This window comes from Pseudomonas sp. 43mfcvi1.1 (assembly GCF_900115935.1).
Classification (GTDB): Bacteria; Pseudomonadota; Gammaproteobacteria; order Pseudomonadales; family Pseudomonadaceae; genus Aquipseudomonas; species Aquipseudomonas bijieensis.
This window is the reverse complement of sequence record NZ_UETT01000010.1, coordinates 1-25,064: the sequence shown is the minus strand read 5'-3', so window position 1 is coordinate 25,064 and position 25,064 is coordinate 1. Positions and strand designations below refer to the sequence as shown.

Below are 25,064 nucleotides of genomic sequence, written 5' to 3'. Positions count from 1 at the left end.
CGGTTTTTGCCGGCGACAAAGGCCGCAGTTTGAACCCCGGCGCCCGAGCCTGACAACCCTCGGCACCCTTAAGTTTTTTGGCTTTAAGTGCCGGCTTAAAGCGTGCGAAGTGACAGGCGCCTCCAATCACAGGATAATGCGGCTCTTTTTTCGGCGGCTCGCGTTGGCGGGCCGACTCGATACGTTTGCTTGTTTGGCCGCCTTAGCCTGACAACCCTGGAGTGTCTGGTTTGATCGTCTTTCGTTATCTATCCCGCGAAGTATTGCTGACCCTGAGCGCCGTGAGCGCCGTGCTGCTGGTCATCATCATGAGCGGACGCTTCATCAAATACCTTGCCCAGGCGGCCTCCGGTGCCCTGGATCCGGGCTCGCTGTTCCTGATCATGGGGTTCCGCCTGCCGGGCTTCTTGCAGTTGATCCTGCCGTTGGGGTTGTTCCTCGGCATCCTGCTGGCCTACGGGCGCTTGTACCTGGACAGCGAAATGACCGTGCTGTCGGCCACTGGCATGAGCCAGCAACGGCTGTTTCGCATGACCCTGTTCCCGGCCACGTTGGTGGCACTGGTGGTGGCCTGGCTGAGCCTGAGCCTGGCCCCCCAGGGCGCCAACCAGTTCCAATTGCTGATCAACCAGCAGGACGCCATGACCGAGTTCGACACCCTGGTGCCGGGGCGTTTCCAGGCCTTGCGCGACGGTACGCGTGTGACCTACACCGAACAGCTCTCAGACGACCGGATCGACCTGGGCGGTGTCTTCATTACGCAAAAGAACCTGTCTTCGGACACCAAGAAGGACCGTGGCATTTCCGTGCTGGTGGCCGAGAAGGGCCGCCAGGAAATCAATCCCGACGGCAACCGCTACCTGATCCTGCAGAATGGCTATCGCTATGACGGCAAGCCCGGGCAGGCCGATTACCGGGCCATCAAGTACGACACCTATGGCGTGCTGTTGCCCAAGCCCGAGGTCAGCAACGAAGTCACCGACCGCGACGCGATGACCACCGCCAGCCTGCTGGGCAACAAAGACATTCGCGCCCGTACCGAGCTGCAATGGCGCCTGTCCTTGCCGCTGCTGGTGTTCATCGTGACTCTCATGGCGGTCCCGCTGTCGCGGGTCAATCCGCGCCAAGGGCGTTTCCTCAAGCTGCTGCCGGCGATTCTTTTGTATATGGCTTACCTGACCATCCTGATTTCCGCCCGTGGCGCCCTGGAAAAGGGCAAGATTTCGCCGACGCTGGGCTTGTGGTGGGTGCATGGCATCTTCCTGGCCATCGGCCTGGGGCTGCTCTATTGGGAACCACTGCGCCTGAAGCTGGCCAGTCGCCGCAGCGCGCTGGAGGTGGCCCGTGGTTAAACTCGATCGCTACATCGGCAGCAGTGTGTTCATGGCGATCCTCGCGGTGCTGGGGATCATCCTCGGCCTGGCGACCCTGTTTGCCTTCATCGATGAAATGAGTGACGTCAGCGACACCTACACGCTGACGGACGTGGCGAGCTACGTGCTGCTGACCGCGCCGCGGCGTTTGTATGACATGTTGCCGATGGCCGCGCTGATCGGCTGCCTGATCGGCCTGGGCAGCCTGGCCAGCAACAGTGAGCTGACCATCATGCGCGCCGCCGGCGTGTCCATTGGTCGGATCGTCTGGGCGGTGATGAAGCCCATGCTGGTGCTGATGCTGGTGGGCGTGCTGATTGGCGAATACATCGCCCCGGCCACCGAAAATACCGCTCAGGCCAACCGTTCCCTGGCCCAGGGCGGCGGTGATGCGCAAAGTGCCAAGCACGGCCTGTGGCACCGCCAGGGCGACGAGTTCATCCACATCAACTCGGTCCAACCCAACGGCATCCTCTATGGCGTGACCCGCTATCGTTTCGACGACCAACGGCACATGCTCTCGTCGAGCTTCGCCAAGCGCGCCAACTTTGCCGAGGATCACTGGCAATTGAGCGATGTCACCACCACCCTGTTCCATGACAAGCGCACCGAAGTGGTCGCCGCCGCGCAAGAGCGTTGGGACGTGTCGATCAGCCCGCAGTTGCTCAGCACCGTGGTGATGGCGCCAGAATCCCTGTCGATTACCGGTTTGTGGGGCTATATCCACTATCTGGCGGACCAGGGCCTGAACAACGGCCGCTATTGGCTGGCTTTTTGGGTCAAGGTGTTGCAACCGCTGGTCACCGCCGCGCTGGTGCTCATGGCGATTTCCTTCATCTTCGGCCCGCTGCGTTCGGTGACCCTGGGGCAGCGGGTGTTCACCGGTGTGCTGGTGGGCTTCACCTTCCGTATCGCCCAGGATCTGCTGGGGCCTTCGAGCCTGGTGTTCGGCTTCTCGCCACTGTTCGCGGTGCTGGTGCCGGCCGGCGTCTGTGCGTTGGCAGGGCTCTGGCTGCTGCGTCGGGCCGGTTGAACATGCACCTGTAGCACGGGGCTGTGGGAGCAGGGCTATGTGGGAGCAAGCTGTGGGAGCAAGGCTTGCCCGCGATGAAGCCCCTGCGGTCTTCCATAGATCGGGGGCGGCTGTTTCGCGGGCAAGCTTTGCTCCCACTTGCGCGCTGTATCAGGTACAATTCCCGGCTATTTTTCGGCGGGCCATGCCTGCAGCCTTTTTGAGTGTTGATCCGTGAGTGATTTGAGTCATATCCGCAATTTCTCCATCATCGCCCACATTGACCATGGCAAGTCGACGCTGGCTGATCGCTTCATCCAGATGTGCGGCGGCCTGGCCGAGCGTGAGATGGAGGCCCAGGTCCTGGACTCCATGGATCTGGAGCGTGAACGCGGGATCACCATCAAGGCCCACAGCGTTACCCTCTACTACAAGGCCCGCGACGGCATCACCTATCAGCTGAACTTCATCGATACCCCAGGCCACGTCGACTTCACCTATGAAGTCAGCCGGTCGCTGGCGGCCTGTGAAGGTGCGTTGCTGGTGGTCGATGCCGGCCAGGGCGTCGAGGCCCAGTCGGTCGCCAACTGCTACACGGCCATCGAGCAGGGCCTGGAAGTCATGCCGGTACTGAACAAGATCGACCTGCCTCAGGCCGATCCGGACCGCGTGAAGGAAGAAATCGAGAAAATCATCGGCATCGACGCCACCGATGCGGTCACTTGCAGCGCCAAGACCGGCCTGGGCGTGGATGAAGTGCTCGAACGCCTGGTCACCACCATTCCCGCGCCAACCGGCAACATCGAAGATCCGCTGCAAGCGTTGATCATCGACTCCTGGTTCGACAACTACCTGGGCGTGGTCTCCCTGGTTCGCGTGCGCCATGGCCGCGTGAAGAAGGGCGACAAGATCCTGGTCAAGTCCACCGGCAAGATCCACCTGGTGGACAGCGTCGGTGTGTTCAACCCGAAACACACCGCCACCGTTGACCTGAAGGCCGGTGAAGTGGGCTTCATCATCGCCGGTATCAAGGACATCCACGGGGCGCCGGTCGGCGACACCCTGACCTTGAGCTCCACCCCCGACGTCGATGTGCTGCCAGGTTTCAAACGCATTCAGCCGCAGGTCTATGCCGGCCTGTTCCCGGTCAGCTCCGACGACTTCGAGGATTTCCGCGAAGCCCTGCAAAAGCTGACCCTGAACGACTCGTCCCTGCAATACACCCCGGAAAGCTCCGATGCCCTGGGCTTCGGCTTCCGTTGCGGATTCCTGGGCATGTTGCACATGGAAATCATCCAGGAGCGCCTGGAGCGCGAGTACGACCTGGACCTGATCACCACGGCGCCGACGGTAATCTTCGAGCTGCTGCTCAAGAACGGCGAAACCCTCTACGTCGACAACCCGTCCAAGCTGCCGGACCTGTCGGCCATCGAGGACATGCGCGAACCGATCGTGCGGGCCAACATCCTTGTGCCTCAGGAGCACCTGGGCAACGTCATTACCCTGTGCATCGAGAAGCGCGGCGTGCAGCACGACATGCTGTTCCTCGGCTCGCAGGTCCAGGTGACCTACGACCTGCCGATGAACGAAGTGGTGCTGGACTTCTTCGACCGCCTCAAATCCACCAGTCGCGGCTATGCTTCGCTGGACTATCATTTCGATCGTTACCAATCGGCTAATCTGGTGAAGCTGGATGTGCTGATCAACGGTGAGAAAGTCGATGCCCTGGCATTGATCGTGCACCGTGACAACGCGCACTACAAAGGTCGTGCATTGACCGAGAAGATGAAGGAACTGATTCCGCGGCAGATGTTCGATGTGGCAATCCAGGCCGCCATTGGTGGGCAGATTGTGGCGCGTACAACCGTCAAGGCGCTCAGAAAGAACGTATTGGCCAAATGCTACGGCGGCGACGTCAGCCGTAAGCGCAAGCTGTTGGAAAAGCAGAAGGCCGGTAAAAAACGCATGAAGCAGGTCGGTAACGTGGAAATTCCACAGGAAGCCTTCCTTGCGGTGCTCAGGTTGGATAGTTAGGTCCTATGTCGCTAAATTTCCCGCTGTTGCTGGTTATCGCCGTGTTTGTCTGCGGCTTGTTGGCGTTGCTTGATCTGTTGTTCCTGGCGCCTCGGCGCCGGGCGGCCATCGCCTCTTATCAGGGCAGCGTCAGCCAGCCTGATGGTGTGGTGATCGAAAAGCTCAACAAGGAACCGTTGCTGGTCGAGTACGGCAAGTCGTTCTTCCCGGTGCTGTTCATCGTGCTGGTGCTGCGTTCGTTCCTGGTGGAACCGTTCCAGATCCCGTCCGGCTCGATGAAGCCGACCCTGGACGTGGGCGATTTCATCCTGGTGAACAAGTTTTCCTACGGGATCCGTCTGCCGGTGATCGACAAGAAAGTCATCGAGGTCGGTGACCCGCAACGCGGCGATGTGATGGTGTTCCGCTTCCCGAGCGACCCGAACGTCAACTACATCAAGCGTGTCGTCGGCCTGCCGGGTGACACGGTCCGCTACACCGCCGATAAGCGTCTGTTCGTCAATGGCGAATCGGTGGCCGAACAGTTGCTTGGCTCCGAGCCTGGTACGCTGGGCAGTGCCGAGCTCTACCGGGAAAAACTCGGCGAGGCCGAGCACCTGATCCGCAAGGAAATGAGCCGCTACCGCGCCACGCCGGACCATTCGTGGACCGTGCCGGCGGGGCACTACTTCATGATGGGCGACAACCGCGACAACTCCAACGACAGCCGTTACTGGGATGATCCGAACATTCCCAAGGACATGCTGGGCATGGTCCCCGACCGGAATATCGTCGGCAAGGCCTTTGCGGTCTGGATGAGCTGGCCGGAACCCAAACTCAGTCACCTGCCGAATTTCTCGCGGGTTGGCCTGATCAAGTAATCACACACGGCGCTGTTGAACACAGCGCCGAATGCTTTTCTGGAGCCTGCACAAGGTTGCCCGAAGGCATGAAGCCAACGATAGTCAGGACGTCATTTTTGAACACAGCGTTAATTGTCCCAAGCCAACGGCGCCTCGCCGCCGTAGCGGTGGAATCCAGCCACGAACTCAGCGTGGGTAAACCGTGAGCGTTTCTCTAAGCCGTCTCGAGCGCCAGCTCGGCTACACCTTCAAGGACCAGGACCTGATGCTCCTGGCCCTCACTCACCGCAGTTTTGCCGGGCGCAACAACGAACGCCTGGAATTCCTCGGTGATGCCATCCTCAACTTCGTGGCGGGCGAGGCGCTGTTCGAGCGTTTCCCGTTGGCTCGCGAAGGCCAGTTGTCGCGTTTACGCGCGCGCTTGGTAAAAGGTGAGACCCTGGCCGTACTGGCTCGTGGTTTTGACCTGGGCGAATACCTGCGCCTGGGCTCCGGTGAATTGAAAAGCGGCGGTTTCCGTCGTGAGTCGATTCTGGCCGACGCCCTGGAAGCATTGATTGGCGCGATCTACCTGGATTCAGGCATGGAAATGGCGCGCGAACGCGTGCTGGCCTGGCTGACCTCCGAGATCGACAGCCTGACGCTGGTGGACACCAACAAGGACCCGAAGACCCGTTTGCAGGAATTTTTGCAATCGCGCAGTTGCGAGTTGCCGCGCTACGAAGTCGTGGATATCCAGGGTGAGCCGCATTGCCGTACCTTCTTCGTCGAATGCGAAGTTGTCCTATTGAATGAAAAAAGCCGGGGTCAGGGTGTGAGTCGTCGTATTGCCGAACAGGTAGCGGCCGCCGCAGCACTGATTGCCCTGGGTGTGGAGAATGGCAATGACTGATACAACCGTCACCCGCTGCGGCTACGTCGCCATTGTCGGTCGGCCGAACGTGGGCAAGTCCACGTTGCTGAACCACATCCTGGGCCAAAAGCTGGCGATCACTTCGCGCAAGCCCCAGACCACTCGCCACAATATGCTTGGCATCAAGACCGAAGGCGCCGTGCAGGCGATCTACGTTGACACCCCTGGCATGCACAAGGGTGGCGAGAAGGCCCTGAACCGTTACATGAACAAGACCGCTTCGGCGGCGTTGAAAGACGTCGACGTGGTGATCTTCGTGGTCGACCGCACCAAGTGGACCGAAGAAGACCAGATGGTCCTCGAGCGTGTCCAGTACGTCACCGGTCCGCTGATCGTGGCGCTGAACAAGACCGACCGCATCGAAGACAAGGCAGAGCTGATGCCGCACCTGTCCTGGTTGCAGGAACAGTTGCCGAACGCCCAGATCATCCCGATCTCCGCCCAGCACGGCCATAACCTCGACGCGCTGGAGCGGGTGATTGCCGAGCACCTGCCGGAAAACGATCACTTCTTCCCCGAAGACCAGATCACCGACCGCAGCAGCCGTTTCCTCGCCGCCGAGTTGGTGCGCGAGAAAATCATGCGCCAGATGGGCGCCGAGCTGCCGTACCAGATCACCGTCGAGATCGAAGAGTTCAAGCAGCAGGGCAGGACCCTGCACATCCATGCGTTGATCCTCGTCGAACGTGACGGCCAGAAGAAAATCATCATTGGCGACAAGGGCGAGCGCATCAAGCGCATCGGCACCGAGGCGCGCAAGGACATGGAACTGCTGTTCGACTCCAAGATCATGCTCAACCTGTGGGTCAAGGTGAAGGGCGGCTGGTCCGACGACGAGCGGGCGTTGCGGTCGTTGGGTTACGGCGACCTGTAATCCTTCTGGGATACATGAATTCCATTGTGGGAGCGAGCCTGCTCGCGATAACGGTCTGTCAGTCAACATCTTTGTTGAATATCAGTCCCTCATCGCGAGCAGGCTCGCTCCCACAGTGGTTTGTGGTTGTCAGTAAAATTGTGCTTGCTCATTGAGAACCGCGATCCCCATGCCCCCAACCCAACCCATCGCCCAACCCGCCTACGTCCTGCACTCGCGCGCCTACCGCGAAAGCAGCGCCCTGGTGGATTTCCTCACGCCGCAAGGGCGGCTGCGGGCGGTGTTGCGTGGGGCGCGGGGCAAGGCCGGGACGCTGGCGCGGCCATTCGTGCCGCTGGAAGTCGAATTCCGCGGACGAGGCGAGTTGAAGAATGTCGGGCGCATGGAAAGCAACGGCGTGGCGGCGTGGCTCAACGGCGAGGCACTGTTCAGCGGTTTGTACCTCAACGAACTGCTGATCCGCCTGCTGCCCGCCGAAGATCCCCACCCGGCCGTCTTCGACCACTACGCCGCCACGCTGCTGGCCCTGGCCGAAGGCCGGCCGTTGGAGCCGCTGTTGCGCTCGTTCGAATGGCGGCTGCTGGACGATCTCGGCTACGGGTTCGCCCTGAACACTGACTTGCACGGCGAGCCTATCGCAGCAGACGGTCTGTACCGTTTGCAGGTGGACGCCGGCCTGGAGCGGGTCTACCTGCTGCAACCGGGGCTGTTCAACGGCGCTGAGCTTCTGGCCATGGCCGAGGCCGACTGGAGTGCGCCAGGCGCCTTGTCGGCGGCCAAGCGCCTGATGCGCCAGGCCCTGGCCGTGCATCTGGGCGGTCGGCCGCTGGTCAGTCGCGAGCTGTTTCGCAAGCCCTGATCTACCCGTATGCTGTGGGCCGAATACTTGTCCCTTCAGGAGCCTTTTCGTGAGCACCAGCAATCGCATTCTTCTCGGCGTGAACATCGACCATGTCGCCACCCTGCGCCAGGCCCGCGGTACGCGCTACCCGGATCCGGTCAAGGCCGCACTGGACGCCGAAGAGGCGGGCGCCGACGGCATCACCGTGCATTTGCGTGAAGACCGTCGCCACATCCAGGAGCGCGACGTGCTGCTGCTCAAGGATGTGCTGCAAACCCGCATGAACTTCGAAATGGGTGTGACCGAAGAAATGATGGCGTTCGCCGAGCGCATCCGCCCGGCGCACATCTGCCTGGTACCGGAGACGCGCCAGGAACTGACCACCGAAGGCGGCCTCGACGTAGCGGGGCAGGAGTCGCGGATCAGCTTGGCAGTGGAACGCCTGTCGAAGATTGGTGCCGAGGTGTCGCTGTTCATCGATGCCGACGAACGGCAGATAGAAGCTTCCAAACGTGTCGGCGCGCCCGCCATCGAACTGCACACCGGCCGTTATGCCGATGCCGAAACCCCCACGGACGTGGCCGATGAGCTGCAGCGCGTGGCCGACGGCGTCGCCTTCGGCCTGGCCCAGGGCCTGATCGTCAACGCCGGCCATGGCTTGCACTACCACAACGTCGAAGCCGTCGCGGCGATCAAGGGCATCAACGAACTGAACATCGGCCACGCGCTGGTGGCCCATGCGTTGTTCGTCGGGTTCAAGTCGGCTGTGTCGGAAATGAAAGCGCTGATCCTGGCTGCCGCCAGATCCTGAACCCATCCCATAACCCCATGTGCCGGCTCACTTGGGCTTGCCTGATCCACTGTGGCGAGGGGATTTATCCCCGCTGGGCTGCGCAGCAGCCCTAAAACCCGGCGCCTCGATGTGTCAGGCAGATTGAGTTGACCTGTCCTGGGGCCGCTTCGCGCCCCAGCGGGGATAAATCCCCTCGCCACAGGTTCATCACAGCATCAGGAGTTGTGTACAGCTTATAGCGGCGGGGTTTCCTGGTTCGGCTTGCTCTTGTCCACACCCGGCACGTGAAGATTGCCCTCGGCCACCTGATTGCCTTCGAGCTGCGGCTGCGTCACCCAGGTCAGGATGTCGTAGTAGCGACGGATGTTCGCCACGAAATGTACTGGCTCGCCGCCCCGGGCGTAGCCATAGCGGGTCTTGCTGTACCACTGTTTCTGCGACAGGCGCGGCAGGATTTTTTTCACGTCCAGCCACTTATTCGGGTTCAGCCCTTCCTTGGCCGCCAGTTTGCGGGCGTCGTCCAGGTGACCGCTGCCCACGTTGTAGGCGGCGAGGGCGAACCAGGTGCGGTCCGGCTCCTCGATGCTTTCGTCCAGTTGATCCTTCATGTAGGCCAGGTACTTGGCGCCGCCCATGATGCTTTGCTTCGGATCCAGGCGGTTGGACACGCCCATGGCTTGGGCGGTGTTCTGGGTCAGCATCATCAGGCCGCGCACGCCGGTCTTGGACGTCACCGCCGGTTGCCACAGCGATTCCTGGTAGCCGATCGCGGCCAGCAGGCGCCAATCGACTTTCTCCTGCTTGGCGTAAGCCTTGAAATGCTGTTCGTATTTGGGCAGCCGCTGCTGCAGATGCTGGGCGAACGTGGTGGCGCCCATGTAGCCGAGGACATCGACGTGCCCGTAATAACGGTCCTTGAGGCGTTGCAGCGTGCCGTTCTTCTGCACCTTGTCGAGGTAGCTGTTGATTTCGTTGAGCAGGCTGTTGTCTTCGCCGGGGGCCACTGCCCAGCTCTGGCTACGAGCGTCGCCCAGGTCGAAGGCCACGCGCACGTTGGGGAAGTACACCTGGTTCATCGCCACTTCGTTGGAATCCACCAGGGTCAGGTCGATCTGGCCTTCGTCGACCATGCGCAACAGGTCGACGACTTCAACTGCGTCGGACTCTTCGTATTCGATGCCTGGATATTGCTGTTTCAACTGCGCCAGCTGTTCGGCGTGGCTGCTGCCCTTGAGCACCATGATCTTCTTGCCGGCCAGGGCGGCGGCATCGGTGGGGCGCGACTGGCCGTTGCGGTAGATGACCTGCGGGGTGACTTCCAGGTAGGGATGGGAAAACCGCACCTGCTTTTTGCGTTGCTCGCTGCTGACCAGGCCGGCGGCGGCCAATACCGGGCCGTTGGGCTTGCCGATCTGGCTGAACAGGTCGTCGAGGTTGTCGGCGGTCTCTATCTTCAGTTCCACCCCCAAATCGTCGGCGAAGCGCTTCACCAGCTCGTATTCGAAGCCGGTTTCACCGTTACGATCCTCAAAGTAGGTGGCGGGGCTGTTTCGGGTGACCACCCGCAGCACGCCATCCTCCTTTACGCGCTCCAGTGTGTTGGGTTTCTCAACACAACCACTGAGCACCAGGAAGAGTCCGGTTGCGATCAGCCATTTGGCATATCGCGGACGCAAAGCCGTTGGGGAAAACATCTGCGCAGTATACGCAAACGGCCCCTACCGCCATATCTCGACAGCAAAAGGCCAGTCTGCTAGCCATTGCAAAACATGTCCGCAGCGCAGGCCGGCCGGCGCGCGGCGGGCTTTGCGTCGCTGAAAAATATCTCTTCGCGAGCATGGGTACCGCTGTCCAATAGCGCCGTGCAAGCAAAGACCGACATTCGGCTCGCACCGCGCGTGCCGTTTCGGGTGCCGTTGCCGGCGGTTTAGGCTAGAATGCACGGCCTCAAAGCACACCCCCTTCCCGAGGCTGTCCCGAAGATGTTGATCCTGCGCGGCGCTCCTGCCCTTTCTGCCTTTCGCCACAGCAAACTCCTTGAGCAACTGAGCCAGAAGGTTCCGGCTGTCAGTGGCTTGTATGCTGAATTCGCTCACTTCGCCGAAGTCACCGGCGGTTTGACCGGCGACGAACAGCAGGTGCTCGCGCGCCTTCTGAAGTACGGTCCCAGTGTTCCCGTCCAGGAGCCGGCCGGTCGTCTGTTCCTGGTACTGCCGCGTTTCGGCACCATTTCGCCATGGTCGAGCAAGGCCAGCGATATCGCCCGCAACTGCGGCCTGGCGAAAATCCAGCGCCTGGAGCGCGGCATTGCGTTTTATGTCGCCGGTGAGTTCAGCGAGGCCGAGGCCCAGTTGATCGCCGATGGCCTGCATGACCGCATGACCCAGGTCGTGCTGGGTAACCTGGAGCAGGCTGCCGGCCTGTTCAGCCACGCCGAACCCAAGCCGCTGACCGCTATCGACGTGCTGGGCGGCGGTCGTGCCGCGCTGGAAAAAGCCAACGCCGAACTGGGTCTGGCCCTGGCCGAAGACGAGATCGATTACCTGGTCAATGCTTTCCAGGGCTTGAAGCGCAACCCCCATGACATCGAACTGATGATGTTCGCCCAGGCCAACTCCGAGCACTGCCGCCACAAGATCTTCAACGCCAGTTGGGACATTGATGGCCAGAGCCAGGAAAAAAGCCTGTTCGGCATGATCAAGAACACCTACCAGATGCACAACGAAGGTGTGCTCTCGGCCTATAAGGACAACGCCGCGGTGATCGTCGGCAACGTCGCCGGGCGTTTCTACCCGAACCCTGAGACCCGCCAGTACGGTGCGGTCCAGGAGCCGGTGCACATCCTGATGAAGGTCGAGACCCACAACCACCCGACCGCCATCGCCCCATTCCCGGGCGCGTCCACCGGTTCCGGTGGCGAGATCCGTGACGAAGGCGCCACCGGTCGCGGTGCCAAGCCCAAGGCAGGCCTGACCGGCTTCACCGTATCGAACCTGCAGATCCCTGGCTTCGAACAGCCGTGGGAAAAGCCTTACGGCAAGCCTGAGCGCATCGTCAACGCCCTCGACATCATGATCGAAGGTCCCCTGGGGGGCGCGGCGTTCAACAACGAATTCGGCCGTCCGGCCCTGACTGGCTATTTCCGTACTTTCGAACAGTCCATCAGCACCCCGCGTGGTGAAGAAGTTCGTGGTTACCACAAGCCGATCATGCTTGCCGGCGGCATGGGCAACATCCGCGCCGAACACGTGCAGAAAGGCGAAATCGTGGTCGGCTCCAAGCTGATCGTCCTCGGTGGCCCGGCCATGCTGATCGGCCTGGGCGGCGGCGCCGCTTCCTCCATGGCCACCGGCACCAGCTCGGCGGACCTGGACTTCGCTTCGGTCCAGCGGGAAAACCCGGAAATGGAACGCCGTTGCCAGGAAGTCATCGACCGTTGCTGGCAGTTGGGCGAACACAACCCCATCAGCTTCATCCACGACGTCGGCGCCGGCGGCCTGTCCAACGCCTTCCCGGAACTGGTCAACGACGGTGGCCGTGGCGGCCGCTTCGAATTGCGCAACATTCCGAACGACGAGCCGGGCATGGCCCCGCACGAAATCTGGAGCAACGAATCCCAGGAGCGTTATGTCCTGGCGGTCGGCCCGGCTGACTTCGAGCGCTTCCAGGCCATCTGCGAACGTGAGCGCTGCCCGTTCGCCGTGGTGGGTGAGGCCACCGCCGAGCCACAACTGACCGTCACCGACAGCCACTTCGGCAACAGCCCGGTGGACATGCCGCTGGAAGTGCTGCTGGGCAAAGCCCCGCGCATGCACCGTTCGGCCGTTCGTGAAACCGAGTTGGGCGACGATTTCGATCCGTCCACCCTCGACCTTGCCGAGTCCATCGAGCGCGTGCTGCATCACCCGGCCGTGGCGAGCAAAAGCTTCCTGATCACCATCGGCGACCGCACCATCACCGGCCTCGTGGCCCGCGACCAGATGGTCGGCCCGTGGCAAGTGCCGGTGGCCGACGTGGCCGTGACCGCCACCAGCTTCGACGTCTACACCGGCGAAGCCATGGCGATGGGCGAGCGCACGCCGCTGGCGCTGCTGGATGCTCCGGCGTCGGGCCGCATGGCGATTGGCGAAACCCTGACCAACATCGCGGCTTCGCGCATCGGCAAGATTTCCGACATCAAGCTGTCGGCCAACTGGATGTCCGCCGCCGGCCACCCGGGTGAAGACGCCCGCCTGTACGACACGGTCAAGGCCGTCGGCATGGAGCTGTGCCCGGAGCTGGGCATCACCATTCCGGTGGGCAAGGACTCCATGTCCATGGCCACGCGCTGGAACGACGAAGGCGTGGACAAGAGCGTGACCTCGCCGCTGTCGCTGATCGTGACCGGTTTCGCGCCAGTCACCGACATCCGCCAGACCCTGACTCCGCAACTGCGCATGGACAAGGGCACCACCGACCTGATCCTGATCGACCTGGGCCGTGGCCAGAACCGCATGGGCGCCTCGATCCTGGCCCAGGTGCACGGCAAGCTTGGTTCGCAAGCGCCGGACGTCGACGATGCCGAAGACCTGAAGGCGTTCTTCGCCGTCATCCAGGGCCTCAACGCCGACGGTCACCTGCTGGCCTACCACGACCGTTCCGATGGCGGTTTGCTGACCACCGTGGTGGAAATGGCCTTTGCCGGCCACTGCGGCCTGAGCCTGACCCTCGACAGCGTCGCCGAATCCACCGCTGAAATCCCGGCCATCCTGTTCAACGAAGAGTTGGGCGCGGTGATCCAGGTTCGCCAGGACGCCACCCCGGACATCCTCGCTCAGTTCAGCGCCGCTGGTTTGGCCGACTGCGTCTCGGTGATCGGCCAGCCGATCAATAACGCCCACATCAATATCACCTTCAACGGCGATACCGTCTTCGAAGGCCAGCGCAGCCTGTTGCAGCGCCAGTGGGCGGAAACCAGCTACCAGATCCAGCGTCTGCGCGACAACGCCGACTGCGCCGAGCAGGAGTTCGACGCGCTGCTGGAAGAAGACAACCCGGGTTTGAGCGCCAAGCTCAGCTACGACGTCAACCTCGACGTGGCCGCGCCTTACATCAAGAAAGGCATTCGCCCACAAGTGGCGGTCCTGCGCGAGCAGGGCGTCAACGGCCAGGTGGAAATGGCGGCGGCGTTCGACCGTGCCGGTTTCAGCGCGATCGACGTGCACATGAGCGACATCCTCGCCGGTCGTGTCGACCTGAACGACTTCAAGGGCATGGTCGCCTGTGGCGGTTTCTCCTACGGTGACGTGCTGGGTGCCGGTGAGGGCTGGGCCAAGTCGGCACTGTTCAACAGCCGCGCTCGCGATGCGTTCCAGGGTTTCTTCGAACGTACCGACAGCTTCACCCTCGGCGTGTGCAACGGTTGCCAGATGATGTCCAACCTGCACGAACTGATCCCGGGCAGCGAGTTCTGGCCGCACTTCGTGCGTAACCGTTCCGAGCAGTTCGAAGCGCGCGTGGCGATGGTCCAGGTCCAGGAATCGAACTCGATCTTCCTGCAGGGCATGGCCGGTTCGCGCATGCCGATTGCCATTGCCCACGGCGAAGGCCATGCCGAATTCGAAAGCGAAGAAGCGCTGCTCGAAGCCGACCTGTCCGGTTGTGTGTCGCTGCGTTTCGTCGACAACCACGGCAAAGTCACCGAAACCTACCCGGCCAACCCGAACGGCTCGCCGCGCGGAATCACCGGCCTGACCAGCCGCGACGGTCGCGTCACGATCATGATGCCGCACCCCGAGCGCGTATTCCGCGCGGTGCAGAACTCGTGGCGTTCGGACGACTGGAACGAAGACGCGCCCTGGATGCGCATGTTCCGCAACGCCCGCGTCTGGGTGAACTGAGGCGGTGTACAAGCTCTGCTTCTTCGTCCCGGCCAGCCACCTGGACGTGGTCAAAAGCGCCGTATTCGCCGCCGGTGGCGGGCGGATCGGCGACTACGACCACTGCGCCTGGCAAGTGCTGGGCCTGGGCCAGTTCCGCCCGTTGGACGGCAGCCAGCCGTTCATTGGCGAAGCGGGGCAGGTCGAGCAGGTCGAGGAATGGAAGGTGGAGCTTGTCGTTGCCGATGAGTTGATCCGTGCGGTGGTGGTGGCGTTGAAGCAGAGCCATCCCTACGAGACACCGGCGTATGAAGTGTGGCGGTTGGAGGATTTCTGATCCTCCGGCCGTTGAATGAGAAACCCGCTGATTGATTCAGCGGGTTTTTTTATTGTTGTGGCGAGGGGATTTATCCCCGCTGGGCTGCGCAGCAGCCCCAAAACAACCAAACTCAATTTGCCTGACACACCGAGGTGCCGAGTTTAGGGCTGCTTCGCAGCCCAGCGGGGATAAATCCCCTCGCCACAGGGGGTGGTCTGTCAGATGTGTTGGGTGTGTGCAGGCCTCATCGCGAGCAGGCTATCAGGCAACGAAAGTTCAGGCTTTGACACCCGCCTGACGACTCAGCACCACCACCTCCAACGCCCGCCACAACCCCGGTGCTTTCTCCCCCAGCAGCAAGTGCCAGACTCCACCCTCCAACGGGCTCACTCCCTGGCAACCCAGTGTCTTGAGTTGGCTCTCCGACAACCCTTGGCCATCGGCCAGTCGCACCCGTAACCGGCTCGTCGCCACGCAATCGAGCTGCAACACATTGCCAGCGCCACCCAGCGCATCCAGCCACTGCTGCGCTTCGACCCCGGACACGGCGGTTGGTGCAGCAGGCTCAACCAGCGCAACCACGGGCGCAGTGGCAGGACGGGCAGAAGAGGGCAGGGCCAAGCGGATTTCATCGGCAATGCTGTCGGCCATCGGCCCGACCACTACCTGCAAGCTCCCACCATTGCCGGGACGCACCACGGCCATGGCGCCAAGGGCTTTGAGTTGCGTGTCGGACGCTTTGTTGCGATCGACCATGTCCAGGCGCAGCCGTGTGGTACAGGCGCCGACGGTGATCAGATTGTCCGCACCACCCAAGGCCTGGATGTAGGCCTTGGCGCGCTGGTTCTGGGCGATGACCGGTTTGTCCCCGGCCGGCACGTCTTCACGCCCCGGGGTCTTCAGGTCGAAGCGGCGAATGCAGAAGTCGAATACAACGTAATAGATCACCGCATAGACCAGGCCCACCGGTACCACCAACCAACCGTTACTGGACTTGCCCCAACCCAGGACCATGTCGATGAAACCGCCGGAGAAGGTGAAGCCCAGGCGAATGTTCAGCCAATCGGTGATCGCCATCGACAGCCCGGTGAGCAAGGCATGCAACAGGAACAACAGCGGCGCGAGAAACATGAAGGCGAATTCCACCGGCTCGGTGACCCCGGTGAGAAACGACGTCAGCGCCATGGACAGCAAAATACCGCCCATGACTTTGCGCCGCTGGGGCAGGGCATTGCGGTACATCGCCAGGCACGCGGCGGGCAGGCCGAAGAGCATTACCGGGAACATGCCGGTCATGAACTGGCCGCCATTGGGGTCGCCGGCAAAGTAGCGAGTCAGATCGCCCGTGACCACCGCGCCGGTTTGCGGATCGGTGAAGCTGCCGAAGATGAACCAGGCCATGTTGTTGAGGATGTGGTGCAAACCGGTGACGATCAGCAACCGATTGAATACACCGAAGACGAACGCGCCGAAGCTGCCACTGGCCATCAGCAGTTCGCCGAAGCTGTTGATGCCCTGCTGGATCGGTGGCCAGATCAGGCCGAACACCACGCCAAGGCCGACGGCGCTGAAACCCGTGACAATCGGCACGAAGCGCCGGCCACCAAAGAACGCCAGGTACTCCGGCAGCTTGATGTCCTTGAAGCGGTTGTACAGCGCGCCGGCCAGCAGGCCACTGATGATCCCGGCGAGCATGCCCATGTTGATGCTGGCATCGAGCACTTTCAGGGTAGCGATCATCACCAGATAACCAATGGCCCCGGCCAACCCCGCCGTACCGTTATTGTCCCGGGCGAAACCCACGGCGATGCCGATGGCGAAGATCATTGCCAGGTTGGCGAAAATCGCCTGCCCGGCATCGTGAATGATGGCGATGTTCAAAAGATCGGTGTCGCCCAGGCGCAGCAACAGGCCAGCAATCGGCAGGATCGCGATCGGCAGCATCAGCGCACGGCCGAGGCGTTGCAGCCCTTCGATGAAATGCTGGTACATGGCGTCTCTCCTTTTATTGTTCTTCGACGTGGCTCAGCCCAGGGGCCAGTGTTGATGACAGGCGCGGCGCACGGCGGCGGCACTGCCCAGGTTCAGCAGCTCGGCGCTGAGGCAAGCGCACTTGACGGTGTCGAGCTGGCGCACGCGCGCCTTGATTTCAGCGATCTGCGGTGGGCTGACCGATAGCTCGCGTACGCCCAGCCCGATCAGCACGGGCGTGGCCAACGGATCGCAGGCCAAGGCGCCGCACACGCCGACCCAGCGTCCATGCTTCGCCGCGCCAGCGCAGGTCTGGGCGATCAGCCGCAGCAGTGCCGGATGCAAGGCATCGACCCGGGCGGCGAGGCCGGCGTGGTCGCGGTCCATGGCGAGGGTGTATTGCGAGAGGTCGTTGGTGCCAATGGAGAGGAAGTCGGCGTGCTCGGCCAATTGTTCGGCCAGCAACGCGGCGGCCGGCACTTCGATCATCACCCCTAGTTGCGGGCGTTCGCTCAGGCCCAGCTCGCTGGCCAAGGTATCGAGGCGCTGGCGGATGTGCAGCAGTTCGTCGACCTCGGTCACCATCGGCAGCAGGATTCGGCAGCGCTGCAGCGGACGGGTTTGCAGCAAGGCCCGCAATTGCTGGTCGAGCAGTTCCGGTCGCAACTGGGCCAGGCGAATGCCGCGCAGGCCCAGCACCGGGTTGGCTTCGGCCGGCAGCGGCAGGTAATCCAACTGCTTGTCGCCGCCGACGTCGATGGTGCGGATGATCACCGGCTTGTCGCCCATGGCATCGAGTACGGCTTGATAGGCCTGGCGTTGCTCTTCTTCGTCGGGTGCGGTGTGACGGTCGACGAAGAGGAATTCAGTGCGCAACAAGCCAACCCCGTCGGCACCGCTTGCCAGTGCCTGGGCCGCATCGCTACGGGAGGCGACATTGGCCGCCACTTCTATATTCACGCCGTCACGGGTATGCGCCGATGTGTGGGCGTGGGCCTCTTGTTGGGCGTGTTGGGTCGCTCGCCGCCGTTGTTCTTGCTGCACCTGGGCCAGGCGCTCGGCGGTTGGCGCGAGTTCGAGGCGGCCGCCGTCGGCATCCAGCACCACCGATTGCCCCGGCGTCTGTACCAGCAGTGCATCGCCCAGCGCCACCAGGCACGGCAGGCCTTTGCCTCGGGCCAGGATCGCCACATGGGAGGTTGCCCCGCCCTCAACCATGCACACACCGGCCACGCCTTGAGCGCAGAGTTGCAGCAGCTCCGACGGAGTCAGTTCCTGCGCGGCAACGATGGCGCCCGCGGGCACGTCGAATTGCCAGGCCTCGCCCAACAGCACGCGCAAGACCCGCTGGCGCAGATCGCGTAAATCATTGGCGCGCTCGGCCAGCAGCGTGCTGCCCAGTTGCTGCAGCACCTGGCACTGCACGTCGATGGAGCGGCTCCAGGCGTGGCTCGCGGCACTGCCCTGGTCGATGGCAAGATGCGCGGCGTCGAGCAAGATCGGGTCTTCCAGCAGCGCCAGATGGGCGCTGAAAATCGCTTCTTCGTCGCGATGGCGACGGGCCTTGGCGTTTTCCAGGGTGAGCTGGATTTCGCGACGAACGTGCCCCAAGGCACTGTTCAACTGCTGCCGTTGTTCTTCGACGTTGTGGCGGCCAGCGTCCTCGGGCAATTGAATGCCATCGAGCCGAACCAACGGCCCGGCCACCAGACCGGGGGCCGCACACACACCATGCAGCACGCCGGCTTCGGCGCTACGGTGCTGGGCTTTTACCGCAGGCGCCACGGCGTGGGCTTCTTCAGCCAGGGCTGTGGATAACGTGCTCAGCAGGGCGTGCAACGCCGCCTCGGCATCGCTGCCCCGGCAACTGACGTGCACCTCTGCCTGCTCGGTAATGGCCAGGCCCATCATTCCCATCACGCTGTCGCAGGATGCCGTTTTGCCTTGGAAATGCAGCTGCGAACGGCTCTTGAAACCCTGGGCGGTCTGACGAATCAACGCCGCCGGGCGGGCGTGCAGGCCTCCGCGATGGGCGATGCGCACCTGACCGAAAACTTCGATGCCAACGGCCTGTTCTTCGTCTTGCGTCTCAGCCGGGGTCTTGGCGACGACGTGCAACAGCGGCTCGCCGACCTTCACCCCTTTGAGGGTGATAGGCCGCGCCTGGAAGTGCTCGCCGTTGGTGATGACCAACAGGCTGACCAGGCTCTTGCAGCGCAGTGCCACCTTGTCTACGTCGTAACGCAGCAGCGGCTGGCCGTTGCTGACCCGCGCGCCTTCCTTGACCAGCATGGAAAACCCCTCGCCTTGCAGCTCGACCGTGTCCAGGCCCAGGTGCAGCAGCAGTTCGGCGCCGTTGTCGGCGCGCAGGGTCACGGCGTGGCGGCTGCGGGCGACGTGGATCACTTCGCCGGCACAGGGCGCGTAGAGGGTGTCGTTCAGCGGGTCGATGGCGATTCCGTCGCCCATCGCGCCGCTGGCGAACACCGCGTCCGGGACATTGGCGAGGGTGAGCACCGGGCCGCTGAGCGGGGCGCTGAGGATCAGCTCTTTATTATTGTTGGGCATGGGGCGCTCTCATCAGACTCTTTTATTGAAAGAAAGCCGTTGGCTCAGTGCGTACGGGTGACCTTGCTCAAGTGCCTTGGTTGGTCCGGGTCCAGTCCTCGGGCCACGGCCAGGCTCGCGGCCATGCCGTAGAAGCTCTGGATGGCCAGAATCGGGTCCAGGGCCGGGTGTCCGGCGCGGGTCAGCGTCAGGTCGCGTTCGGCGATGTCATCCGGCGCCGCCAGCAGTACCCGGGCGCCGCGCTGGCGCATGTCCGCGGCCAGGCTCAACACCCCGGCCTGCTCGGCACCGCGCGGGGCGAACACCAGCAGCGGGTAGTCGGCATCGATCAGCGCCATCGGCCCGTGGCGGACTTCGGCGCTGCTGAAGGCTTCGGCCTGGATTGCCGAGGTTTCCTTGAACTTGAGCGCCGCTTCCTGGGCGATGGCGAACCCGGCGCCCCGGCCGATCACCATCAACCGCTGGCAGTTGCGCAGGGCTTCGACGGCAACGCTCCAGTCCTGACGGGCGGCATCGCGCAAACCTTCGGGCAGGGCATTGCCCGCTTCGAGCAACTCGGCGTCGTCCTTCCAATGGGCTACCAGTCGCGCACTGGCGCTGAGGGTGGCGATGAAACTCTTGGTGGCGGCGACGCTGCTTTCGACGCCGGCGCACAACGGCACGCTGAATTCACACGCCGCTTCCAGCGGTGAGTCGGCAGCATTGACCAAGGCCACGCTCAAGGCGCCGCGCTTGCGCAGCAGACGCAGGCTGTCGACCAGGTCCGGGCTCTGTCCCGACTGGGAAAATGCAAAGGCCACCTGGCCGCTGACCTTGAGCGGCGCCTGCTGCATGGTCACCACCGACATTGGCAGCGAGGCCACCGGGATGCCCAATAGCTGCATGGTCAGGTAGGCGAAGTAGCTGGCGGCGTGGTCGGAACTGCCCCGCGCCACAGTCATCGCCACTTGCGGCGGTTGACGGCGCAGGCGTCCGGCGATTTCCACCAGCGCCGGGTCCAACTGTTGCAACTGACGCTCGACGGCTTCGAAAGCGCTCAGGGCCTCTTCAAGCATTTTGCAAGTCAATGGCTTCTCCTTCGACCATCACGTCGGTCAGCGTCAGGGAACGGTCCAGGCGCACGCAGTCGGCCCAGGCACCGGGTTGCAGGCGTCCGCGCTCGGGCAGGCCGAGGTAGTCGGCAGGGAATTGGGACAGGCGTTGCGAGGCTTCGCCGATGGGCAGGCCGATCTTCACCAGGTTGCGCAAGGCCTGGTCCATGGTCAGGGTGCTGCCGGCCAGGGTGCCGTCGGCCAGCCGAACGCCGCCCAGGCACTTGGTCACGGTGTGGCTGCCCAGCTTGTACTCGCCATCGGGCATGCCGGCGGCGGCGGTGGAGTCGGTCACGCAATACAGGCACGGGATCGAACGCAGGGCCACGCGCATGGCGCCAGGGTGCACATGCAGCAAGTCCGGGATCAGCTCGGCGTATTGCGCATGGGCCAGCGCCGCGCCGACGATGCCCGGTTCGCGGTGGTGCAGCGGGCTCATGGCGTTATACAGATGGGTGAAACTGCTGGCCCCGGCTGCCAGCGCGGCGACGCCTTCCTCGTAGCTGCCCAGGGTGTGGCCGATCTGCATGCGCACACCTCGGGCGCTGAGCGTACGAATCAGGGCGTCGTGGCCGGCGATTTCCGGGGCAATGGTGATCACCCTGATCGGTGCCAGGGCCAGGTAACTCTCCACCTCGGCCAGCAGCGCGGTGTGGGCGAAATTCGGTTGGGCGCCCAGTTTGCCCGGGTTGATGTAAGGGCCTTCCAGGTGTACGCCGAGAACCCGGGCGTTGCCGCGCTGGCGCTGCTCACAAAACTCGCCGAGGGCCTTGAGCACGCTGGCGATCTCGTCGCTGGGCGCGGTCATGGTGGTCGCCAGCAACGACGTCGTGCCGAAACGCACATGGGTGCGGGCGATGGTTTCGAACGCCAGGGCGCCTTGCATGATGTCCATGCCGCCACCGCCATGGACGTGCAGGTCGATGAAACCGGGCAGCAAATAGGGCAGGTCATTGCTCGCCGGATCGCAGGGTTGGCCATCGATGGCCACGATCTTGCCGTGTTCATGGATCAGGTGGCCGCGAACCCAGCCGTTGGAGGTGAGGATGTTGTCTTCGGACATGGGCACTCTCTAGTCGTCTAACGCCGCAGCTCTGCGACGAAGTCGTAGTAGTCGTTGCGGCAATAGGTGTCGGTGACTTCGATGGGGGTGTTGTCTTCCAGGTAGCCGACCCGGGTCATCAGCAACATCGCGGTGCCGGGGGCGATGCCCACCAGGGCGGCGAATTCGTCCGAGGCGTTGATGGCCTGGATGTGTTGCAGCGCGCGCACCACCGGCTTGCCGATGCCGTCGAGGAATTCATAGAGCGAATCGCCCACCGCTTGTGGCTTGGGGATGATGCTGGCGGGCAGGGTGCTCATTTCGATGGCCATGACCGTGTCGTCAGCCTTGCGCAGGCGCTTGAGCCGCGCAACCTTGTCGGTGGGTGACAGGCCCAGGCGGATCAGTTCTTCGTGGGTTGGCGGGGTGATTTCCCGCTCCAGCCATTGCGAACCCGGCACGAAGCCCTTGAGCCGCAGCATCTCGCTGAAGCCGCTGAGGCGTGACAGCGGTTGTTCCAGGCGTGGGGTAATGAACGTGCCCGAGCCCTGGTTGCGGCGGATCAGGCCTTGTTCGAACAGCACTTCCAGCGCTTTGCGGGCGGTGACCCGGGAAATGCCCAGTTGCTCGCTCAAGCTGCGTTCGGAGGGCATCGCTTGCTCGGCTTTCCACTGGCCGGCGTGGATGGCGGCTTCCAGGTTGCGGGCCAGTTGCAGGTAGAGCGGGGTGGGTTGGGTGTCGTCGGGACGTAGGGTCAGGATGTCGTTCATTTGTTTGTCCGATGCGGTTTTTGTGGGCGTTGTCGCTCGGTGATTGGGGTGGAAGCTAATACCACTTGAATACCATGTCAACGGTGCTTTCTAGTGGTGGCTAGTGTTTTTCTGGGTATTTCTATGGATGGTTCGTTAAGTGGTATTAGGGTGGTGGGAATGGGGTGTGGAATTACAGCGTTGGACTGGGTTTTTAGAGGTCAGTGGTATGCATGGGGCGGGGGTTTGAAATTTGATATTTATTTAGTGGTCTGTTTTTTGGGGCGGTGTGTATATCCGTTACCGCAGCAATGGATATGTATCCAACCCCATCCAGAAAAGCCCATCTGAAATCTGTGCGAAACATCCCTGATCAGATGAGGGGGCTGTCAGACGCCCCGAAGTTTCCGACATGTTTTTAAGGTTGTCCCTCGGAAGCGAGGGCTCTAGCTTTCGGAGCCCACATCTCCAAGTACTGGGATCGCTTACCGACCTTGGGAAGACCGAGCAGCAGATCCAAGTTTCAAGGAGCAACAGCAGCCTCTGAGGTCCAAACATGGAACTGCCGGATATGATCACCCCCCGCCTCAATACAAGTACCTCCCTGGGACGGGCTTTGATTTCAATGTTCAAGTCTGTCGAAGCGGAGCTGATATATGAAAATGCGGAGTCAGGGGCGGTTAAAGTCATGGTGTTTGGCGGATGCGCAGTACATCTCTATACGCATCATCGTGTTTCCACGGACGTTGACGCCGAAATCTATGAGGCGAGCCTTCCGGAAGGCTTTCATCTTCGAACGCTGCTTGCGGAAGTGCCTGAGCAATTTGTCGACGAGAAGTCCGGCCGATTGATGGAGCTGAACTACGACCTCCAACAACACCAGCTTTGGTCCGATTCACGAGGATTATTGGGTCCGAAGCATCCCCCTTGAAGAGTTCCCGATAGAGTCACCTCTGCACGTCCACATTGCTGCTCCTGTCGATATTGCGATTTCAAAGCTGGGTAGAGCAACGGACCAAGACGTTGGCGATATCATGGCGCTCCTGAGGGCCGGCTTCATATTGACCGCCGAGCTGCGTCGACTGGCAATGCAGGCAATTGATGTATATGTTGGTAACAAAGAGCCTCCAACGTCTGTTCTTACCCACATTTTGCAAAATTATTTGGAGAATACAGATGACGAAGCCTGCTAACGGCCACGTCCTCTCAGCCGCTCTGGACACATTGGTCAAAAGCCCGCTGGATCACGCAGATGATGTTGCACTCGTGAGTGCAGCCAAAGCTGTCTGGTATTCCAACTTGGACTTGATAAGCGCAGCCCAAGCTTTTCTGAGTCAACACACTAATGAAGTCGAGTTGCGTCGCGCAGGATATTTGCTCGAACGACTCACCCGATTTTCGTGTGTCACGGACAGTCGTGCATTGGAAGTCTTCAAAGCCCTTGAACTATTTTTACGCTCAACACCCAAGCAAGCCATAACCTCACAAACCGCTGTTGCGCTTCGCAAACGCCGTGATGAACTCGCTCTCTCTTGGGGGTTGAATGAAGGTCTTGGCTTGAAGGTGCAAACCCTCTTGCCTTTTCAAACTCGGCATTATGAGGCTGAGCAGCGCGCAGCGTTTGTGTAAACCCAAATGTCATCCTCGAAAACCGGCTTCGGCCGGTTTTTTGTTGTGTGAATGATCATCCTTTGGTCTGTCAGACGCCCCGAAGTTTCCGACATGTTTTTAAGGTTGTCCCTCGGAAGCGAGGGCTCTAGCCTTTGGGTGTCGCTGCCAAATTCAGCGACCGGATTTGACCGTCCGAGAATCTAGACGCGCCAGTGTTCCAAGACCTAGTTCAGGCGTTTTTCTTTCGCCTGAGGTATCGTGTCGCGGCAGCTGTGCGTGGGACGTCTTCGGACGTGCCGGTTCTTCTGATTCCCGGTCGGTCAACCCGCGTACAGCTGCCCCTTTTTGTTTGACCGCGAAGAGTGGTGGCTCCATTGAATCAGGAGCTTCTAATGATCAAAGAAACCCCAAACCCGCCGAAACCCGCCTCCACCTTCCCCTACGGCGACTACGCCCCCGACAAGCTGAAAGAAGCCGCCGACCGTGCGATGGACCATTACCTCAAGCCCGACGACAGCGAACCAGAACCCCAACCCTCGACGCAATTGTTCACCGTCTCGGACAACGTCGATACCGAAGCCCTGCTAGCCAACCTCAGCGAAACCCTGGCCTCGGCCAATGCGATGCTCAGCGATCTTGCCTTCGATCTGGAAGGTTCTCGGCGGCATGTGGCGTTGGGAGTGGCGCAGATGATCGAGCTGGGAGCGCTATTGGCGAACAAAGCTTTGGATCGGGTAGAGCTTCGGACCTGATGCAATAAGTGCCGGCCTCATCGCGAGCAGGCTCGCTCCCACAAGGGACGGGTGTCGACCACAAGTTCTGTGAACACCACAAATCCACTGTGGGAGATTCTATGTTGCAGGGGAACCCTGCAACCGTGAATTTGGTTGGTATTCGCTCTGATTTTTCATCAGGGCGAATGCTACCCGACACAACTTGCGGGCGAGGATAACCAAGGCCTGAGTTCTGGCCAGGCCTCGTGCCAAGAAGGCCTCATAGTAAGGTTTCCAGGCAGGAGACCGACAGGCCGCCATCGCGGCGTTGTGCGCCAGGCGTCGTAGCTCCCCGTCCCCTTTTTTGCTCAAGTGACGAGGACTGTGCTTCTTCCCTGAATCTTTTGGACGCAAATCCATCCCCAAGAAAGCAATGAATGCATCGCCACTGACAAAGTGA

The 25,064-nt window shown here is 61.8% G+C and carries 21 protein-coding genes; 14 read left to right on the top strand and 7 right to left on the bottom strand.

What is annotated here, in order from left to right; genetic code table 11:
* The first annotated feature begins 230 nt into the window (after window positions 1–230).
* From lptF to pdxJ, 8 genes are all read left to right on the top strand, one after another.
* Complete coding sequence (gene lptF, locus DTP52_RS19150; RefSeq protein ID WP_109754756.1) at window positions 231–1,352, top strand: LPS export ABC transporter permease LptF; 1,122 nt, start codon at window positions 231–233, stop codon at window positions 1,350–1,352.
* Window positions 1,345–2,406 (top strand): LPS export ABC transporter permease LptG, encoded by a 1,062-nt coding sequence (lptG, locus tag DTP52_RS19145; protein ID WP_109754755.1) that lies wholly within the window; start codon window positions 1,345–1,347, stop codon window positions 2,404–2,406. The genes lptF and lptG overlap by 8 nt, the downstream gene beginning before the upstream one ends.
* Window positions 2,407–2,619: 213 nt before the next feature.
* Window positions 2,620–4,419 carry a translation elongation factor 4 gene (lepA, locus tag DTP52_RS19140; protein WP_109754754.1) on the top strand — a complete coding sequence of 600 codons (1,800 nt, stop codon included), beginning with the start codon at window positions 2,620–2,622 and terminating at the stop codon, window positions 4,417–4,419.
* Between the two features lie 5 nt (window positions 4,420–4,424).
* Entirely contained in the window at window positions 4,425–5,279 is an 855-nt protein-coding gene (gene lepB, locus DTP52_RS19135; protein ID WP_109754753.1) for a signal peptidase I, read from the top strand.
* Between the two features lie 184 nt (window positions 5,280–5,463).
* Complete coding sequence (rnc, locus tag DTP52_RS19130; RefSeq protein ID WP_109754752.1) at window positions 5,464–6,153, top strand: ribonuclease III; 690 nt, start codon at window positions 5,464–5,466, stop codon at window positions 6,151–6,153.
* Window positions 6,146–7,048 carry a GTPase Era gene (era, locus tag DTP52_RS19125; RefSeq protein ID WP_109754751.1) on the top strand — a complete coding sequence of 301 codons (903 nt, stop codon included), beginning with the start codon at window positions 6,146–6,148 and terminating at the stop codon, window positions 7,046–7,048. The genes rnc and era overlap by 8 nt, the downstream gene beginning before the upstream one ends.
* Before the next feature lie 169 nt (window positions 7,049–7,217).
* Complete coding sequence (gene recO / locus DTP52_RS19120) at window positions 7,218–7,907, top strand: DNA repair protein RecO (protein WP_109754750.1); 690 nt, start codon at window positions 7,218–7,220, stop codon at window positions 7,905–7,907.
* Window positions 7,908–7,956: 49 nt separating this feature from the next.
* On the top strand, window positions 7,957–8,700 hold the full coding sequence (gene pdxJ, locus DTP52_RS19115) for a pyridoxine 5'-phosphate synthase (RefSeq protein ID WP_109754749.1): 744 nt from the start codon (window positions 7,957–7,959) through the stop codon (window positions 8,698–8,700).
* A gap of 215 nt (window positions 8,701–8,915) precedes the next feature.
* On the opposite strand, the gene mltF is transcribed toward pdxJ, so the two are convergent.
* Window positions 8,916–10,376, bottom strand: coding sequence for a membrane-bound lytic murein transglycosylase MltF (mltF, locus tag DTP52_RS19110; RefSeq protein WP_109754748.1), 1,461 nt, complete (start codon window positions 10,374–10,376; stop codon window positions 8,916–8,918).
* Window positions 10,377–10,664: 288 nt separating this feature from the next.
* Between mltF and purL the strand changes: the two genes are divergently transcribed.
* Together purL and DTP52_RS19100 are read left to right on the top strand one after the other, a co-directional pair.
* On the top strand, window positions 10,665–14,561 hold the full coding sequence (purL, locus tag DTP52_RS19105; protein WP_109754747.1) for a phosphoribosylformylglycinamidine synthase: 3,897 nt from the start codon (window positions 10,665–10,667) through the stop codon (window positions 14,559–14,561).
* 4 nt (window positions 14,562–14,565) lie between these two features.
* Window positions 14,566–14,877: a YqfO family protein gene (locus DTP52_RS19100; protein ID WP_109754746.1), complete on the top strand. Its 312-nt coding sequence runs from the start codon at window positions 14,566–14,568 to the stop codon at window positions 14,875–14,877.
* 258 nt (window positions 14,878–15,135) lie between these two features.
* Here the strand turns inward: DTP52_RS19100 and nagE are convergent, their stop codons facing one another.
* Genes nagE through DTP52_RS19070 form a run of 5 tightly spaced genes read right to left on the bottom strand, consistent with a single transcriptional unit; the run spans window position 15,136 to window position 22,301 of the window.
* Window positions 15,136–16,851, bottom strand: coding sequence for an N-acetylglucosamine-specific PTS transporter subunit IIBC (gene nagE / locus DTP52_RS19090; RefSeq protein ID WP_109754745.1), 1,716 nt, complete (start codon window positions 16,849–16,851; stop codon window positions 15,136–15,138).
* A 33-nt stretch (window positions 16,852–16,884) separates the two neighbouring features.
* Complete coding sequence (ptsP, locus tag DTP52_RS19085) at window positions 16,885–19,398, bottom strand: phosphoenolpyruvate--protein phosphotransferase (protein ID WP_109754744.1); 2,514 nt, start codon at window positions 19,396–19,398, stop codon at window positions 16,885–16,887.
* A gap of 44 nt (window positions 19,399–19,442) precedes the next feature.
* Window positions 19,443–20,465 (bottom strand): SIS domain-containing protein, encoded by a 1,023-nt coding sequence (locus DTP52_RS19080; protein ID WP_109754743.1) that lies wholly within the window; start codon window positions 20,463–20,465, stop codon window positions 19,443–19,445.
* Entirely contained in the window at window positions 20,446–21,552 is a 1,107-nt protein-coding gene (nagA, locus tag DTP52_RS19075) for an N-acetylglucosamine-6-phosphate deacetylase (RefSeq protein WP_109754742.1), read from the bottom strand. The genes DTP52_RS19080 and nagA overlap by 20 nt, the downstream gene beginning before the upstream one ends.
* Before the next feature lie 17 nt (window positions 21,553–21,569).
* Window positions 21,570–22,301: a GntR family transcriptional regulator gene (locus DTP52_RS19070; RefSeq protein WP_109754741.1), complete on the bottom strand. Its 732-nt coding sequence runs from the start codon at window positions 22,299–22,301 to the stop codon at window positions 21,570–21,572.
* Between the two features lie 535 nt (window positions 22,302–22,836).
* Between DTP52_RS19070 and DTP52_RS31385 the strand changes: the two genes are divergently transcribed.
* From DTP52_RS31385 to DTP52_RS19055, 4 genes are all read left to right on the top strand, one after another.
* Window positions 22,837–23,211 carry a hypothetical protein gene (locus DTP52_RS31385; RefSeq protein ID WP_256594268.1) on the top strand — a complete coding sequence of 125 codons (375 nt, stop codon included), beginning with the start codon at window positions 22,837–22,839 and terminating at the stop codon, window positions 23,209–23,211.
* Window positions 23,174–23,473 carry a hypothetical protein gene (locus tag DTP52_RS31675; protein WP_371925609.1) on the top strand — a complete coding sequence of 100 codons (300 nt, stop codon included), beginning with the start codon at window positions 23,174–23,176 and terminating at the stop codon, window positions 23,471–23,473. Before DTP52_RS31385 ends, DTP52_RS31675 begins: the two co-directional genes overlap by 38 nt.
* Window positions 23,457–23,909 carry a hypothetical protein gene (locus DTP52_RS19060; protein ID WP_109754740.1) on the top strand — a complete coding sequence of 151 codons (453 nt, stop codon included), beginning with the start codon at window positions 23,457–23,459 and terminating at the stop codon, window positions 23,907–23,909. Before DTP52_RS31675 ends, DTP52_RS19060 begins: the two co-directional genes overlap by 17 nt.
* 374 nt (window positions 23,910–24,283) lie before the next feature.
* On the top strand, window positions 24,284–24,643 hold the full coding sequence (locus DTP52_RS19055) for a DUF6124 family protein (protein ID WP_109754739.1): 360 nt from the start codon (window positions 24,284–24,286) through the stop codon (window positions 24,641–24,643).
* A gap of 99 nt (window positions 24,644–24,742) precedes the next feature.
* Here DTP52_RS19055 and DTP52_RS19050 read toward each other — a convergent pair.
* Window positions 24,743–25,064: transposase (locus DTP52_RS19050; protein WP_146206839.1), on the bottom strand; the 322-nt coding region annotated here is incomplete at its 5' end.